The sequence below is a fragment of the Pedobacter psychrotolerans genome (assembly GCF_004340665.1).
Taxonomy (GTDB): domain Bacteria; phylum Bacteroidota; class Bacteroidia; order Sphingobacteriales; family Sphingobacteriaceae; genus Pedobacter; species Pedobacter psychrotolerans.
Window position 1 is genome coordinate 299172 of record NZ_SLWO01000004.1, and the last position, 17024, is coordinate 316195.

Here is a 17024-nt window from a genome sequence, read left to right on the forward strand (position 1 = left end):
TTTTGATGTTAATCGAATAAGTTATCAATAGTGTCAATAGATAGTCCTTTTAAAGTAAAGTCGCTAGGTGTTAATTCAACTGTTGCTTTACCCATACACAGTAAGATGATGGCCAGCAAGGCTGTTTTATACTGTTCAATAAAGCTGGTCATCAGCGCACGCTCGTATTGTTTATTGCTGAATGTGATGGAAATAGAAAGGCATCCCTCTTTAATGATCCCATTTACTTCCCACTCATGCTGCCGCAGGGCATCACCTGCATGTATGCTGCCTGGAGATTCATCAGAAATGGCAAAAAAGGTATGCTGCAAGTCAGAATCAAACTGGCCCAGGTAATTAAAACTAACCTGGGGTTTAAGATTATAAGATTCAGATTCAACATCAGTACTTAAATGTTTCAGCATGCCATGGCCTATTCCTTTGTTCGGTACATTGTGCAACTGTTCTTTTACTTCTTTAATACACCTGGATACTTCTGACTCAGCATTCCATGATAATACAACTGGATAAAGCGCTGTAAACCAGCCAATGGTGCGACTGATATCGATATGCTCGAATAAATCTTCACGACCATGCCCTTCCATCGCAATAGCAATTGAATCAGCACCGAAAACAGTATTGAAGGTTTGCATGAGGGCGCTTAACAGGATGTCGTTAATTTCTGTATTAAAGGCTGCATTAACGCGGGTTAACAGGAAAGCAGTATTTTCATTATCGAGTTTAAACGATACCTTTTCCTGATGTTTCACTAAATTATCGCCTAACTGCCCGTTGCCCGGCAGCCTATATACAGGTGTAGCATCAACTTTCTGCCAGTAATCCAGTTCATTAGCTAAAAAATGTGGAGTATTGGCATGGCGTTTCAGTTCATCTGCCCATATTTTATACGCATCTGTTTTAAGGGGTAACTGTAAAGTTTGTTTCTCTGTAACCTGTTGGTAAAGCATATTAAAATCTTCGAAAAGCACCCGCCAAGAAACACCATCGATTACCATGTGGTGAGCTACAATAAGCAACCTGTCGCCATCTGGTAAGTGAAATAGAGCGAGTTTAATTAAAGGTCCCTTTTCAAGATGAAGACTGTGCTGCAGTTGTTCTGCTTTTTCGGCCATCTGCAACAATGGATTTTCTACCAATACATATTCTTCCAGGTAAACTGGCATTTCATCAGCATTGTATTGCACCCAACCAGGATCTGTATGAGCGAAAAAGATCCTCAATGCATCATGGTGTGCTAAAATTTTTGCAAATGCGGAACGAATATGTTCTGCACTAAGCTGCCCGGCAACATGTAACATTACGGCCTGGTTATAGTGGTGAAGCCCTGCCGGGGAAGCCGTATGCAAAAATTCTTTTTGTATTGGGGTAAGTGCAATCTGGCCCGAAATGGTTGCCTGGTTAGCCATCCGGTATTGTACCTTAGCCCTTTCGGCAAGCCGAGCAATGGTTAAGTGCTGAAAAATTTCGCCCATTTTAATAGAAAGCCCCGCGTTGTGAAGGCGTGCCACTACCTGTATGGCACGGATAGAATCGCCGCCAAGATCAAAGTAATTGTCATGGATTCCTATCTGTTTTTTACCCAGTACATTCTCCCAGATTAAAGCAATGGTGGCTTCTGTTTGATTGCGTGGTGCTACATATAACGATTCTTCATCAATTGCATGAGTTTCAGGCATCGGGAATAACTGGCGATCGATTTTCCCGTTGTGATTTAGGGGGAACTGCTCCAATACAAGAAAAAAATCTGGGATCATGTATGCTGTTAAACAGGCAGACAGGTACCCTTTCAATGCTTCAATTACCAAAGCATTGTGCGTTTCAGCCTGGATATAGGCAACCAGAATTTGCTTGTCGGTTTCATCCCTTTTAGCCATCACCACATTATTTTTTACTCCGGGGTATTTAGAAATGGCTGTTTCAATTTCTCCAAGCTCTATTCTGAAGCCTCTTATTTTTACCTGAAAATCCAGTCGGCCCAAGAATTCCATATTACCATCGGCAAGCCACCTGCCCAGATCTCCCGTGCGGTAAATGCGCTCGCCTGTAATAAAGGGGTTTGAAACAAACTGCCGTTCGTTAAGTAAGGGTTGATTGATATATCCGGGACTAAGCCCAGCCCCTGATATACAGATTTCGCCGGCAATTCCTTTAGGCAACAACTGTAATTGTTTATCAACGATGTAAAACCGGGTATTGGAAATGGGTTTTCCGATAGGAATGTTGCTGTGTTTCCCATCAAAACGGTAGCAGCTGCTGTAGGTTGTATCTTCAGACGGGCCATAGAGGTTGCGTACCGAAATGCGGTTATAATCAAGTTCCTGCATAAAATATGATGGTACCGGCTCACCCGCAACATTAATTACATTTACGTGGCTCAAATCTGTATTACCGGCCAGCAGGCCTGCTATTACCGAAGGCACGGTATTAAGCAAAATATCTTTCTCTTTATCGAGGTATTGAATAATATCGGCACCCGATTGCAGTAACCTGATGTATTTACCGGCACAGAGCGTGTAAAAGATCTCAAATATCGAAAGGTCAAAACAGAAGGAAGTGGTAGCAAATACAGTTACAAACCTATCATCTTCAAATTCTGTAAGTGCCCAGTAAATAAAGGCTACAATGTTATCATTTGCAATCTGTATGCCCTTTGGTTGCCCGGTAGAACCAGATGTATAAATACAATAAGCCAATTGCCCGGTACTGCCTGGTATTGTCGGGTTAAATACAGCATAATTGCTGATTTTATGTTGCAATGCTGCATTAAAAATTAAAATTTCAGTCCCTTCCTGCACAGGCAGATCTGCAGCCAGCCGATCATCGCTAACCATCAAAACCTTTACCCCTGCATCCTGCAACATATAGGTGATCCTGTTTTGAGGATAGGCAGGATCTACAGGTAAATAAGCCCCGCCCGCTTTAAGAACGGCAAGCATACAAATAATCATATGGGCGTTTCGCTCGGCCAGTATTCCGATAAGCGCTCCCGGAGTAATGTGATATTGTTTGCGCAGGTAATGAGCTAGCTGATTGGCCCTGGCATTCAGCGCTTCATAAGTCAATTCTTCTTCATCTGTAACCAGCGCCAGCGCTAAAGGTGTGCGCAACACCTGTTCTTCTACCAGTTGTCGAACGGTTTTAGAAGGAAAATCCTGTTTGTAGTGCGCATTAAATAGCAATTCATTTTTCTCGGCAGGCGAAAGATAATCCAGCAACTGCAATGAAACCAGGCTGTCACTGGTAACCGCGCGGCAGAGCCCCTCAAAGTGGCTGAACATGGATTGTATACGCTCATGCAGAAAAAGATCGGTATTAAATTCTATATTAACTGATAAACCATCAGGGGTTTCGGTAAAATAAAAGGTAAGATCCACTTTACTCACCCCCGTACTTCCGGTATGATAGGGAAGAATGTTTAAATCTTCAATCAATGGCAGTTTACGGTACGAGTCATCTCCGGTATTCTGCAACAGCACCATTACATCAAACAGCGGGGAACGGCTGGTATCCCGAATTAAATGCAATTCTTCTACCAGACTATCGAACGGATAAATCTGGTGTTCATAAGCATCGAGCATATCCGCTTTTAACGTTTTTAAAAGCTGATCGAATGATGCCGCCCCATTAAAACGTGTACGGATTGCAAGTGTATTTACATAAAACCCGATCTGATCTTCCAGTTCGCTATCATAACGACCTGCTATAGGCGAGCCGATAATAATATCTTCCTGAGCGGTATAACGGTATAACAGGGTATTAACAACGGCCATTATTGTCATATAAAAACTTGCTCCTGCGGCTTTTCCCAGTTGATTAAGGTCAGCCGTAAGCGCTTTGTTTAACATAAAATGGAGGTTATCTCCATGATAGGTTTTTACCGGAGGCCTTGTAAAATCAGCCGGTAATTCGAGTACAGGCAGTTCACCACTAAAACGTTCCAGCCAGTAGGCCCGGTGGCCCGAACTCATTTCTGCAGATAACTGCTGGTGCTGCCAAACTGTATAATCTTTATAATGGATACGTAAGGGTGGCATTAATAGCGCCTGGTTACGGCGGTAAGCGGCATATATGTAAATTAATTCTTTTATTAACACATGCATAGACCATCCATCACTGATGATATGGGCCATTGTAAAAACAAGGATGTGGCGCGCAGGTGCAATTTCAAATAGGGCAGCCCTTATCAGCGGGAAATTTTCGAGGTTAAACGGTTGTTGTACCTGTTCCTGTATAGTTGCCCGTATATCTTTTTCTGATCCTGCTGCAGCAATCGTGAGGAGATAAAGATGGGCTGCAACTTCTTCTGCAGGAATTATCAGTTGCCTCGGCTGCCCTGCTATGGTAATAAAACGGGTACGTAAACTTTCATGGCGCTGCACCAACGAAATAAATGCCCGTTGCAATGCATCTTTGTCTAATTCGCCGTTTAACTCATGCGAACTGATTATATTATAAGCCCCCACCGCTTCTTCCCATTGGCTCAATACCCATAAGCGCCGTTGCGCATGCGATAATGGATACGAATACTGTATTGGTGCAAGGGGAATGCAATCTGCAATTTCCAGTTCTTTACCCTCCAGTGCACTAGCTAGTTCTGCTATGGTGGGTAAGGCAAAAAATGTTTTCAGATCGAGTTTGAGTCCGTGTTGCTGGTGCATTCTTGATACCACCTGGGTGGCCTTAAGGGAATGCCCGCCAAGATCAAAAAAATTATCATGAATACCGATCTGATCAATTTGCAGTACCTGCTGCCAGATCAGGGTTAATTGTTCTTCCATTGAGGTGCGCGGAGCCCTGTAAGTTGTTCCGGATACCGAACGGATGGCTACCGGCATTGGCAAGGCTTTCCTATCTAGCTTACCATTTATGGTAAGTGGAAATTTATCCAGCACAACAAAATAGGCAGGCACCATATAATCTGGCAGTATGGCATTTAAAAAGGTGCGTAGCTCAGGGATTACTTTATTTCTTAACTGCTGCAGCATCGGATTGCTTATTTTCTCGCGATGTGGATCAGGTAATGGCTGCGTTAACAAAAAGCGGTTATAATAAGTAGCAGCCAGGTTAGCCGGTGTAGTTGCGGCATTTGTCAGCACCATGTCATAACGTCCTCCATTAAGTTGCCTTGCCCATCCTGTATATGCCTGGTAGTTATATTGGGCAGCCAGCTGTAATATCAGGGTCTCATCCAAATCATTGCTCAACGCTCCTATCTCCTCATGGAGTGTGGCTACAGTTTCGGTTAAAGCGCGCTCATTGATCAGGGATACCAGTCTGTTTTCCTTTATTAAACGACTGTTGCTTACACCTGCAATACCTACAGGCGCGTTGTTGTTTGCGGCAAAGTAATTGCTGATTGCCAATGGTGTAAAATCTCCGCTAGCGGCATCCAGCCATGCAATTGCAGGAAGATCTTTAGTAACCTGCTCTTTAAGTGTAATTACAGCCTGGTAACGAAACCTGAATAGTTCATTTTCGCATTCACCATTTTTAGGGAGAATTTCTACCAATCCTATCTCATCAAACTGTCTTTGCAGATCAATAAAATACGCCGGATCAATCAGCAATTCTTTTTCATTATCCAGCGCAGCCTTAATCCGTTGCTGCAATACAGAAATCGGCGTATCAATAGTTGCTTTATCATACTGAACGGATGTGTGAAATACATTTTGAAGGGATAGGCTCCTGATGTCGCCGATAATCAGCCGGCCACCAGGTTGTAATAAACGGATAGCTTCGCCTAGTAATGCATTAAAATAGGCTGCATCAGGAAAGTATTGTACTACTGAATTAATCACCAGGGTATCAAAGCTGCCAGAAGGAAGGCTTGTAAGCTGATGCGCAGCCAGCTGAAGTAATTTTACCTGTTCCCACAAACCAGGCAATGCAGTAATACTTTCTGTTAAATATTCTATCGCAGTAGCCGATATTTCTGTACCCGTATAACTATTGGTATGTGGTGCAATCCGGAAAAGTAATAGTCCGGTACCGCAGCCTACTTCGAGCACGTTTTTGGGTTTACCGGAAAGTACCAGGCTCACAATATCATCTACCCATTCTTTCATTTCTTCTGGCGGGATAGGCTCATCTGTATATGTGCTTTTCCACCCTTTTATATTAAACATGGGATCAGATACCGTATCGTTGTCTATGCTGTAAGTGTGTTCAAATACAGATTGCCATTCTGAAACACGTTCTGATTGGAGCTGATCGGTATCCTGCAATAAATCAAGACTGCCGGGCTTACACACAATGTAGGCTGCGAGGCTTTTTTCACCATCATGGTGATCAAAAGCCATGGTATTAACTTGGCTAACCGCCTGGTGCTTTAATATTGCAGCAGATACTTCACCCAACTCGATGCGGTAGCCCCTGATTTTTACCTGATCATCATTTCTTCCAGCATATTCTATTTTCCCATCAGGAAGGAAACGCCCCGTATCGCCTGTTTTATACAATCGCTCTCCTCCGAGCAGGGAGTGAGTTATAAATCTTTCTGTGGTCAGTGCCAGCTTGTTATGGTATCCGCGTGCCAAGCATACACCACTCAGATAAATTTCTCCATAAACCCCCGGTGGTACTAATCTCAGCTGTTTATCGAATATATACACCCTGGTATTCCATATTGGCTGTCCGATAAGTACCTTCTCTGTAAACGGCGTGGTTTCGAAAAAAGTTACGTCTACCGATGCTTCTGTTGGACCATATAAATTATGTAATGCTGTAGCAGGAAACATCTGGTGATGTTTTTTAACACTCGCCAGGTGCAGTTCTTCTCCACTGGTTATAATGCGCAACAGGGAGGTGAGTTTATTTGCAGTTGCCTCAGAAAGTGCTGAGAGAAAGGCATCAAACATACTGGGTACGAAATGCATCGTGGTGATGCCTTCTTTTTGAATAATTTCTACAAGTGCGGCAGGTGAATAGATTTCATCACGCCTGCACAGTACCAACCTGGCGCCAAAGCAAAGGGTCATAAAAATTTCCCATACAGACACATCGAAAACGTAAGCGGTTTTTTGGAGGATATGATCTGCGGTAGTGAAACCATAATGCGCCCACATCCATTGGATGCGGTTAACAACACCTTTATGTTCGAGCTCACATCCTTTAGGTTCGCCTGTAGAGCCCGAGGTGTAAATAACATAACACAAATCAGCCGGGGTATTTACTTTTACCGGGTTATCGGAAGGATAATTGTTCAGCCAGGTACTATCTGCTCCCAGATAGATTTTATTGCAATCCATTACTTCGGCCAGCCCGCGCTGTTCAGCTTCAGTGATGAGCACCTGCAAACCACTGTCTGATACCACATACCTGATTCTGTTTTCCGGGAAATCCGGATCAATGGGAACATAAGCTGCACCGGCTTTTAAAATCCCCAATATTCCAATCATCATGTAAGGTGATCTATCTAGCAGTAAGCCAACCAGCTGATCGGGCACTATTGCGTACTCATCGCGCAGGTAATGTGCCACCTGGTTAGCTGCCTGATTCAATTCGCGATAGGTATAGCTTTGGGTTTCAAATACAAGTGCCGTTTCTTCAGGACAACTATCGACAGCTTTTTCAAATAATGAAACCAGTGTCTCTGTTTCCATAAAAGGATGCAGGGTGTTATTAAAATCATTCAGTAATTTTGATTCTTCGGCAACGGTAAGATAGTTGTAGCGGTTTACCGGCTGATCAGGCTGCGCTACCGCTGCCGATAACAAACCAGAAAAATGTGCAGTTAATTGCATGATCCGATCGTGGGTAAAGAGCGACGAATCGTACTCAACCGTTACAGACATGCCTTGTTCGTTGATCGCGAAACTAAACCACCAGTCGAATTTACTTACCTGATTATCAATCATACAGGCGCTCACTTCCAGGTACTGCAATTCGGGCAGCGGGTGGTTTCCCATTGCCGTATTCTGCAGCACCAGCATCACATCAAACAATGGGTTCCGGTTAATTTCCCGGGCAAGGTTCATGTTATCGATTAACTGATCGAACGGATAGATCTGGTGATCATATGCCTCAAGTGCTGTGTTTCTGGTTTTAGCAATAATTTCGTTAAAAGTATCGCTGCCGTTAAACCGGGTACGCAATGCCAATGTGTTCACATAAAAACCAATCTGGTTTTCGAGTGCCGAATGTTCACGACCCGCTACAGGCGAACCTATGATAATATCTTCCTGTCCGGTGTAACGGAACAGCAGGGTATTCATCATGGCCAGCAGGCCCATAAATAGGGTAGCATCCTGCTGCAATACAATACTTTCTAATTTTTTTACAGTTGCTTTATCAATATTAAATTTTACAATGCCACCTTTATAACTTTTTACAGCCGGGCGCGGATAATCAAGCGGCAGGTTGAGAATAGGAATTTCATCCTCAAAACGCGTTAGCCAGTAGTCTCTGTGAGGCAGGATGTTTTCTTCATTTAACAGGTTGCGTTGCCATACGGTATAATCTTTATAATGAATGAAAAGCGGTAGAAACGGATCTCCCAGGCCTTTACGAAATGCTTCATAATAGGTTAAAACTTCTCTAATCAGGATTTGCATAGACCAGCCATCACTGATGATGTGGTGCATGGTAAGCAGTAAAGTATAATGCGTATCGGTGGTTTGCCACAGCGATGCCCTGATCAGCAAATCATGTTCAAGATCAAACAGCTCATTCGCGTATTCTGCCGCAAGTAATTTAATTTCTTCTTCGTTTGTGCCGGTACCCCGAAGGTCTTGATACTTTAATTTAAAGGCCGACGATGCCAATGCCATAATTACTTGCCCTGGTTCTCCGTTTATGGTTACAAAACGTGTTCGGAGACTTTCGTGCCGCGCCAATAGTGCATTAAACGCCTGGTTAAGTGCTTCAAGATCAAGAGAACCTTTGAGGTGAAATGCATTCGACATGTGGTAAGCACCAGCTGTTTCTTTCCATTGCTGAACAATCCACAAGCGGTACTGTGCATTCGAAAGCGGATAAAATTCTTGCAGCGGTGCGGGCGAAATGGCCCACACATTACTCAGGTCGGCTGTACGCATGATATTACATAGCCCTGCAATGGTAGGATGTGTAAACAACTCCGGTAAACGCAAGCTTACCCCCATTTGTTCCTGAACCCGCGAAATTACCCTTATCGCCTTAAGCGAATGGCCGCCAAGCTGGAAAAAATTATCGTGTACCCCTATCGGATGTACATCCAGCACTTCTTCCCATATAGCAGCCATGCTTTTTTCCTGTAAGCTATCTGGTGCGGTAAAGAAAGCCTTCATCACCCCGATCATGTCTTTTACAACAGGTAATTTTTTTCTGTCTATCTTTCCATTAGGTGTAAGGGGCAGTTCGGGCAATATTATGATGTAGGCCGGAAGCATGTATTCGGGCAAAATCTGCCGGAGCTTATCCCGTATTTCGTCTGTGCCCGATACCATATCACCAACTACATAAGCAATCAGTACAGGTTCTCCGGTAGTTACATCAACCATTACCAGCGCCTGTTTTGCAAATGTATATTTTAATAAAGCCGATTCTATTTCTCCGGGTTCTATACGAAATCCGCGTACTTTAACCTGTTCATCTACCCGGCCAAGCACATTAAGCTCTCCGCCAGGCAGCCAAAAGGCAATATCGCCAGTGCGGTACATCTTTTTACCGGGTACGAAAGGATTAGCTATAAACTGTTTTTCGGATAATTCAGGTTGAAAAAGATATCCTTTAGCTAACCCTTCTCCTGCGATATACAGCTCACCGGTTACAAGTACAGGAACGGGGGCCTGGTAATTATTAAGTACATAAAACTGGGTATTGGCTATTGGTTTTCCTACGGTAATGCTGTTGCTACCGATTTCCGAAATCTTTTTCACCGCAGACCATACTGTAGTTTCGGTGGGCCCGTACACATTAAATAACTCCATACAGCGTGTAGTTAAGGCTAATGCCAGTTCGCTGGTTAAGCGCTCACCGCCACATAATATTTTTAAGCCCTGTTTTCCCTTCCAACCGTTTGCAATTAGCATGTGCCACGTGCTCGGGGTGGCCTGCATCATGGTGCAATTGCTATTTTCGAGCAGTGATTCGAGCAATTCGGGATTTTTACCTTCCTCTGCTGAAGCCAGTAAAACAGTGGCACCCACAATTAGTGGAAGAAAAAGTTCGAGTACCGATATATCGAATGCATAAGTAGTGATGGCCAGTAGTACATCCTTATCGTTTATGCCGGGATAATTTTTCATGCTCCACAGAAAATTAACAACCGCACGATGTGGAATTTCTACTCCTTTTGGTACCCCTGTTGAACCAGAAGTATACAGCACATACATACTGCCGGATGGGTGGCACGGTACAGAAAAATTATCTTCCGCAGCATTTTCAAGCGCTTCAGCCAGATCATCCAAACAAATGGCAGTTACAGCCAATCCGCCATAAACAGTTTGCAGGTGCTGTTCGGTTAGCAAAATACCGATCTTACTATCTTCAATCATGTAAGCAATACGATCGATTGGATAATTTGCATCAAGCGGCACATAGGTACCCCCGGCTTTCATCACCGCCAGCATCGAGATAACCATCCACTGGGAGCGCCCGGTCATGATCCCAACCCGCTGTCCGGGTTGCAGGTTGTATTTTAACCGCAGGTAATGTGCCAGCTGTGCCGCTTTTGTATTGATCTCTTTATAAGTATATATTTTGTTATTGATGATGAGTGCATGTGCAGATGGCGTTTTTTGCGCCTGTGCTTCCAGCAGTTCATGTACAGTACCCTCCGGATAATCCATTCCGGTAGCATTATAACCGTAGAGTAGCTGGTAATTTTCATGCTCATCGAGGCATTTCAGGGCATGTAAGGGTTGTTGTATCCCGAGAGATAAAGATTGTATGATATTTTGCAAGTGGCCTGCCATGCGCTCCACATACTCAAGCGTAAAAAGTGCGGTATCGTATTCTACTGATAAGAGGAGTGCTCCGTTAACCTCACGGAAATTAAATGTAAGGTCAAATTTACTGAAACCTCCGGGCAAAGGATAACTTTCGAAAGCGGTACCGTTAAATGAAAGGTTTTCAGTAGCAAATGTGTGGTTGTTATGCAAAATCACCATTACATCAAATAATGGAGAACGGCCTAGGTTGCGCTCGGGTTGCAATTCATTCACTAAATAATCAAAAGGATAAATCTGATGGTCAAAAGCTTGTAAAGCAACTTCCTTAACATTTTTCAGCAGATCCTCAAAAGTATTGTTCCCCGAAAAGGTGGTTCGTAAAGCAAGCGTATTGATGTAAAGGCCAACCTGTTCTTCCAGGTCGCTATGGCTCCTCCCTGCTGAAACGGTTCCTAAAACAATATCTTCCTGGCCTGTATAATGGTAAAAGAGCGTATTTAAAGTAGCCTGAAGCACTACAAAAAAACTTACACCTGTACGCTCTGCTATTGAATGTAATAAAGTATTAATTTCTGCAGGAATCCTGCTCAGGTACGAAGCACCATGGTAAGATTTAACGGCAGGCCTGGCAAAATCTGTTGGTAGTGCTAAAACAGGTAACGCTCCGCTAAACTGATTAAGCCAGTATTTGCGGTGGTTATTGCTGTATCCATCAGTAAGCTGCTCCTGCTGCCATGCGGCAAAATCGCGGTATTGGAGGGCAAGCTGAGGCAATGGATCGGGGAGTTTATTGCAAAAAGCGTTATATGCCAGCACCAGTTCTTTCATCAGAATTTCCATCGATGTTCCATCACTTACCAAATGATGGACGACACAAATGAACAAGGTCTCGTTTGCTGATGTGCTGATGAGTGCTACCCTAACCGGAAGACCATTAACAAGATCGAAAGGAGTATTAACAATGCGATTAACCAATTCTTCAGGTGTTGCTCCGTTAACGCTGCCATTTATGGCATCATACTCTTTAAGAAACATATCATAAGTAACCGCAGGAAGTATTTTCTGCCTGGGTTCTCCATTTATTTCGGTAAAAACAGTGCGTAAACTTTCATGACGGGCAAGCAGCAATTCAAAAACCTTGTAAAATACAGGTCTGTTAACCGGACCGTTAAATTTACCTGCCACAGGAATATGATAAGTTGCATTTCCTTCAGAAAACCGATCAATAAACCATAACCTTTTCTGGGCATGCGAAACTGCATAATCCTCCTGCCATGGCAACTTCGGAATTTCCTGCAATTGTGTTTTTTCCAGCTGGCTTAGAAAAATGGCCTGTTTTTCTATCGTGGTGTGTTTAAATAGATCTGTAAGTTTCAGGTGTACACCAAAATGCTTTTCCATTCGTGATACCAACTGCGTTGCTTTAAGGCTATTCCCCCCCGAACTAAAAAATTCGCTTTGAACACCCAAACCTTCCCGGTTGAGTATAAGCACCCACATATTAAGTAACTCTTGTTCTGTTTCATTGCGTGGGGCGATATAATTATCAGAATTAGGATGCTCACTCCCGGAGATCCTCGATAGATTCATAATATCCTTTGCTTTCCTTCCAGCGATGGTTTTACGGAATAGATCCTTTTTCATTTATTTTTATTTATAAATATGATGGATATGTTTTTATAGCATTAAAGGGCAGTTTTATCCCATCAAACCGTTTTAGATTTTAAAAAAAATCTTTAAACAGTTAGCGATTAATTATGGTATACTGATGGCTTATTGTATTTTTAAACGCTCGTTTCCGTTGTCTTTTTCGCTGGATTTCCGGTTATTTAATGATTTTCCACCAAAATTATAGGTAAATGATAAACGCAGCTGGCGGTAATCCAAACTCCGTCTTTCTGTAGAATGGACGTTAAAATAATCATACTGATAATTGTATTTCATGGAATTTAAAAGATCATAAACACTGAGTTTTACATTTGCTTTTTTATTCATCAGTAATTTCTGGACACCCAGGTTTAGATAGTAAATCTCTTCAAGCCGGTTTAAGCCAATTAACTGAGGGGCATCATATTTAAACTGGCACTCTAACTTATAATTGTTTTTTAATGTAAACGTATGATTGGTGCTGAACCCAAACCCAAACAGGTGGCGATCGTAACTTTTCCCCATATAATCGGCAGCTTTGGTTTGATTAAAATACCCGTAGGCATTGTTATTCATGTTCCACCAGTTGGTTACAGTTACCGGTATATCAAGTGCTACCGATACATTACTTAATACATCCAGGTTGGTTACTGCAAAAATATTAATGTTTGTTTTTTCCTGTATCTCCTGGATACTCACTATGGGGTTTGAGGTTCTGCTGTAGCTAACTGAGAGCGAATAATTCTCTTTAAAGGTATCTGAAAAGCTATATACATTGGTATATTCTGGCTTCAGAGATGGATTTCCCTGCAAATAATAATACTGGTTAAAATAAATAAGGGTTGGGTCAAGGTCCTGATATGATGGTCTGCCAATCCGCCTGCTGGCAGATATTCTTAAATCATGGGCATTAAATTTTTTATCGGCACTTACGCTCGGAAACAGGTTTGTGTAGTCATTTTTAATACGCAAACCCGAAGTAAAAAAATTTGCATCTGATGATGTTCCTTCCAAACGAAGCCCTGCATGCAGGTTATAACCATCAATTTTCTTGGATAAATTTAAATAGGCCGCGAGTAAATTCTCACTATAACTAAAACTGCTATTTTTAGCCGGAACATTTACAATAGCCCCGTTAATTATTGAATCGTAAATAAGGTCGTTTTCCTGCCTGATCCATCCTCCCTTTACCCCTGCTTCCAATTTTGTAGTTTTATTAAACGGAACGGTATAATCTATCCTGGCCACATTATTATTGACCAGAAAAGGAACATTGTTTCGGATGGAGTTGGGCATTTTCAATTCTCTTCCATCGGGATAGTAATAGAAGTTATTACTTATGCGATCGTCGAAATTATCAAATTGTGAAAAGGTATAGTTGAATTCGATGTTGTGGCCTGTTTCTTTAAATTTATGGTTGTAATAAAAGTTATAGGCTGTATTGGTTAGTTTTTTGAGATTGCTGGTCTGCGTACTGTAAACAGAATCAATTCTAAAGTTGCGGTCGCTAATCAGGGTAACATCATCAATGGTGCGGTTGCGCTCGAAAATGTTAAGGTCGAATGTAAAACCCATCGCACTGGAATTGTTAATATCATAGTCTACCCCTACCTTCGCCACCTGGTTATCAAACCTCGGTTTAAATTTCATTTCCTGCTGAAAATTTAATGGCACACTGGCATCAATAAACCGGTCTATTTTAAAATTAACCGATCTTTTCATTTTATTATAGCTGTAGGAACCAAATACATTAAATCGTCCTTTTTTTACATTAAGCATAAACGAACCCAGCAGATTTGGATAAATACCCTGATTGTAACCGGCAGAAGCTGATCCGTTAACCCCGGCCTGTGTATTCTTTTTAGTAATGATATTAATAATGCCACCCGCCCCTACAGCATCATATTTTGAACTTGGATTGGTGATGATTTCTATTCTTGAAATGCTTCCGCTTGGCATATTCTGCAAGAGCGAAGAAAGTTCTGAAGCAGATAACGGGCTCACCTTATTATCAATCATCACGCTCACTCCTGCCCTGCCATTTAACCTTATCTGTCCATCATCACCAGCCGATAAACCTGGTATCTGTTGCAGTAGTTCGTTGGCAGTGCTTCCATTCGTTAATACACTATTACCCACGTTCATAATTATTTTATCTGCCCTTCTTTCAATCAGGTTTTGCTTAGCTACAATTGTAACGTCGCCCAGGTTTTTTGTATCCTTATTCATCAGGATATTACCTATAACCAGCACTCCGCTATCAGGAAGTTTTAAAGATCTTTGGTATTGCAGGTAACTAAGGGCAGTAATCTCCAGGGAATAGTTACCCGGTTTAACAACAGGGATAGAAAACTTTCCGTCAGGGTCGGTTTGGGTTGCTGTTCCTAATTTAGGATCCTGATTTTTGATCCGTATGGTACAATAAGCAATTGGATTTTTTGTAATACTGTCTAAAACAGTTCCGCTAATGCGCGTTTGTGCATCAGATGAAATTGACATAAACAGGAGTACGATTACAAAGAGGTAGAAGCCTGAATATGGCATTAGAAAGCGGTATGCTGTGTTGAAAGTTTTAAATTTAAAATATCTGTTTATTTTATTCTGCATGTTTTTCTGTTTAATCTGCTGTTGCACTTAATCTTCTAGTAATACTCCGGCATTTAGTTCCATTGCAAGATGGTAATACTCACTGGCTATGGCAATATCAAATATAGCCATCCCCATAGGGTTAAACATAATGATATCATCGGGTTGCTTATTCTTCAACAGGTCTCCGCAAATTACCTCAGTAAGGGTTATGGTATCCTTTTGCTGCAAACCCGTTTTTAGGTGCATATTTTCAATATCAGTATTTTCACGGCACACTTCATCCCAATCATCAATAATGATCATGTCTACCCAACTTCTGTATTCAGGCACATAATCGCGTAAAGATACGTTCAGCTGTAGCGAACCTTTTTTCGGAGGCAGATTGATATAAGGTTTTTTGGAAACCGTACAGGTTATAAATATATCGGCGTTTTTATAGGCACTTTCCCAATCCCCGCAAACGGTAACATGCTCCCGCAGCCGGGCAGGTACCTTTTTCAGGTCTACGCCCTGCAAATCAAACATACGGATTTCCAGTTCACGATTTCCTGTTATTCCGGCCAGCATTTGCAGATGCAGTTGCCCGATTGGTCCAAAACCAATTATTCCAATACAAATTTTGTCCTGTTCTGGCCTTTGCAAAAGGTAAGCATCAACCAGAACACCTGATACCGCAGCAGTACGAATACCGCTAACAAGAGCCGTATTAAAAATGCAGCGCGGAACGCCTGTTTCTGCTTCATTAAGAATGGTTACGGAATGTGCCCTCGCCAAACCTTTATCCAGATTACGCGGAAAACTTGCAATCCATTTAATACCCGCCGTGGCTATATTCCCACCAACATAGGCAGGCATGGCTATAATCCTGTTAGATAGGTCCGAATAACGCAAATATGGTTTTACGGGCTGTACAACGTCCTGATCTCTTAAAATATATAGGGTATTCCTGATTACATCCAATAGCTGATGCCAGTTGATGCCAATTTTTTCTAATTCCTTTTTGTTCAGATATAACATTTTTGTTTTTATAAAAAATAGATAATTATCGGGTTAACTTAATGTAAAAATCCCAGAGTGTAAATCCCAGATTACCTGTATACGGGCGGCTAATTTTTTCGATTATACGGTTGTATTTTCTAAATTTCTCCAGATCACGCTGAAATGCAGGTCCTTTATTGTTGATGATCTGATTAAATTGCTCTACAGCAAACGCATAGAGTTCGATATCATATTGGTTGGCTTTTTCGATGAGTGCTAAAGCACGGGCTGAGATTTGATTCCGGCCTGGTTTATTTTCAATGGTATTGAGCGCGGTATAAAACGGATAATTCCAGCCGAATTGCTGCTGAAGCAATAACAACGTTTCATCAAATCTTTCAGTAATGCCAAAAATTTTATAATGGGTGATGAGGTTATGTTTAGCCGTTTCCAACATATTACGGTCGCATTTTTCATGGCTTTTGAGCTGGATACCGGAAATTTGCCGGGTTTGTATATTATCAAGCTCTGCACTTAAGCCACTGTCAGCAAATCCTTCGAGCTTCATTTTATTGCTCATCAGGATATTGTGCAAATAATGCCCCGGTAGTTTTAAGATGTAGTAGTAATAGGAAATCACCCTTTCTACAGGATCACGAAGTAAGGTAATATAGGTATAATCCTTATAATACTCATGAATTCCGTAACTGGTATGCCCTTGCAGCAATTTCATTTGCATTTGTCGGTTTTCCGGCATCTTGCTGAATTCGGCCAAAGCTTCATCAGTATTACCCGATTTTTCTCTTACATAGAAAAAAAACTGATCCTCTTTTTTGTATTGGCGCCCCATCACCGAAACCAATGTTGTACCTCCACTGCGTGGCACATGTGTAAAAATAATAGGGTACTGATTAATTGAGTTAAACATATGGGATGATG

The 17024-nt window shown here is 42.0% G+C and carries 4 protein-coding genes; all 4 read right to left on the reverse strand.

The annotated features are described in order from the left end of the window. Positions 1-8 precede the first annotated feature (8 nt). Complete coding sequence (locus EV200_RS11730; protein WP_132532791.1) at positions 9-12515, reverse strand: non-ribosomal peptide synthetase; 12507 nt, start codon at positions 12513-12515, stop codon at positions 9-11. Between the two features lie 129 nt (positions 12516-12644). Beyond that, complete coding sequence (locus EV200_RS11735) at positions 12645-15125, reverse strand: outer membrane beta-barrel protein (protein WP_132532793.1); 2481 nt, start codon at positions 15123-15125, stop codon at positions 12645-12647. A gap of 27 nt (positions 15126-15152) precedes the next feature. Further along, entirely contained in the window at positions 15153-16124 is a 972-nt protein-coding gene (locus EV200_RS11740; RefSeq protein ID WP_132532795.1) for a 2,3-diaminopropionate biosynthesis protein SbnB, read from the reverse strand. A gap of 25 nt (positions 16125-16149) precedes the next feature. Next, a complete protein-coding gene (locus EV200_RS11745) occupies positions 16150-17013 on the reverse strand; it encodes a sulfotransferase family 2 domain-containing protein (RefSeq protein WP_132532797.1) in 864 nt (287 codons plus the stop codon). Between the last annotated feature and the right edge of the window lie 11 nt (positions 17014-17024).

Coding starts and splice junctions, on each gene's coding strand:
- EV200_RS11745 (WP_132532797.1), bottom strand. CDS start 17,013: ATGTTTAACTCAATTAATCAGTACCCTATTATTTTTACACATGTGCCA.
- EV200_RS11740 (WP_132532795.1), bottom strand. CDS start 16,124: ATGTTATATCTGAACAAAAAGGAATTAGAAAAAATTGGCATCAACTGG.
- EV200_RS11730 (WP_132532791.1), bottom strand. CDS start 12,515: ATGAAAAAGGATCTATTCCGTAAAACCATCGCTGGAAGGAAAGCAAAG.
- EV200_RS11735 (WP_132532793.1), bottom strand. CDS start 15,125: ATGCAGAATAAAATAAACAGATATTTTAAATTTAAAACTTTCAACACA.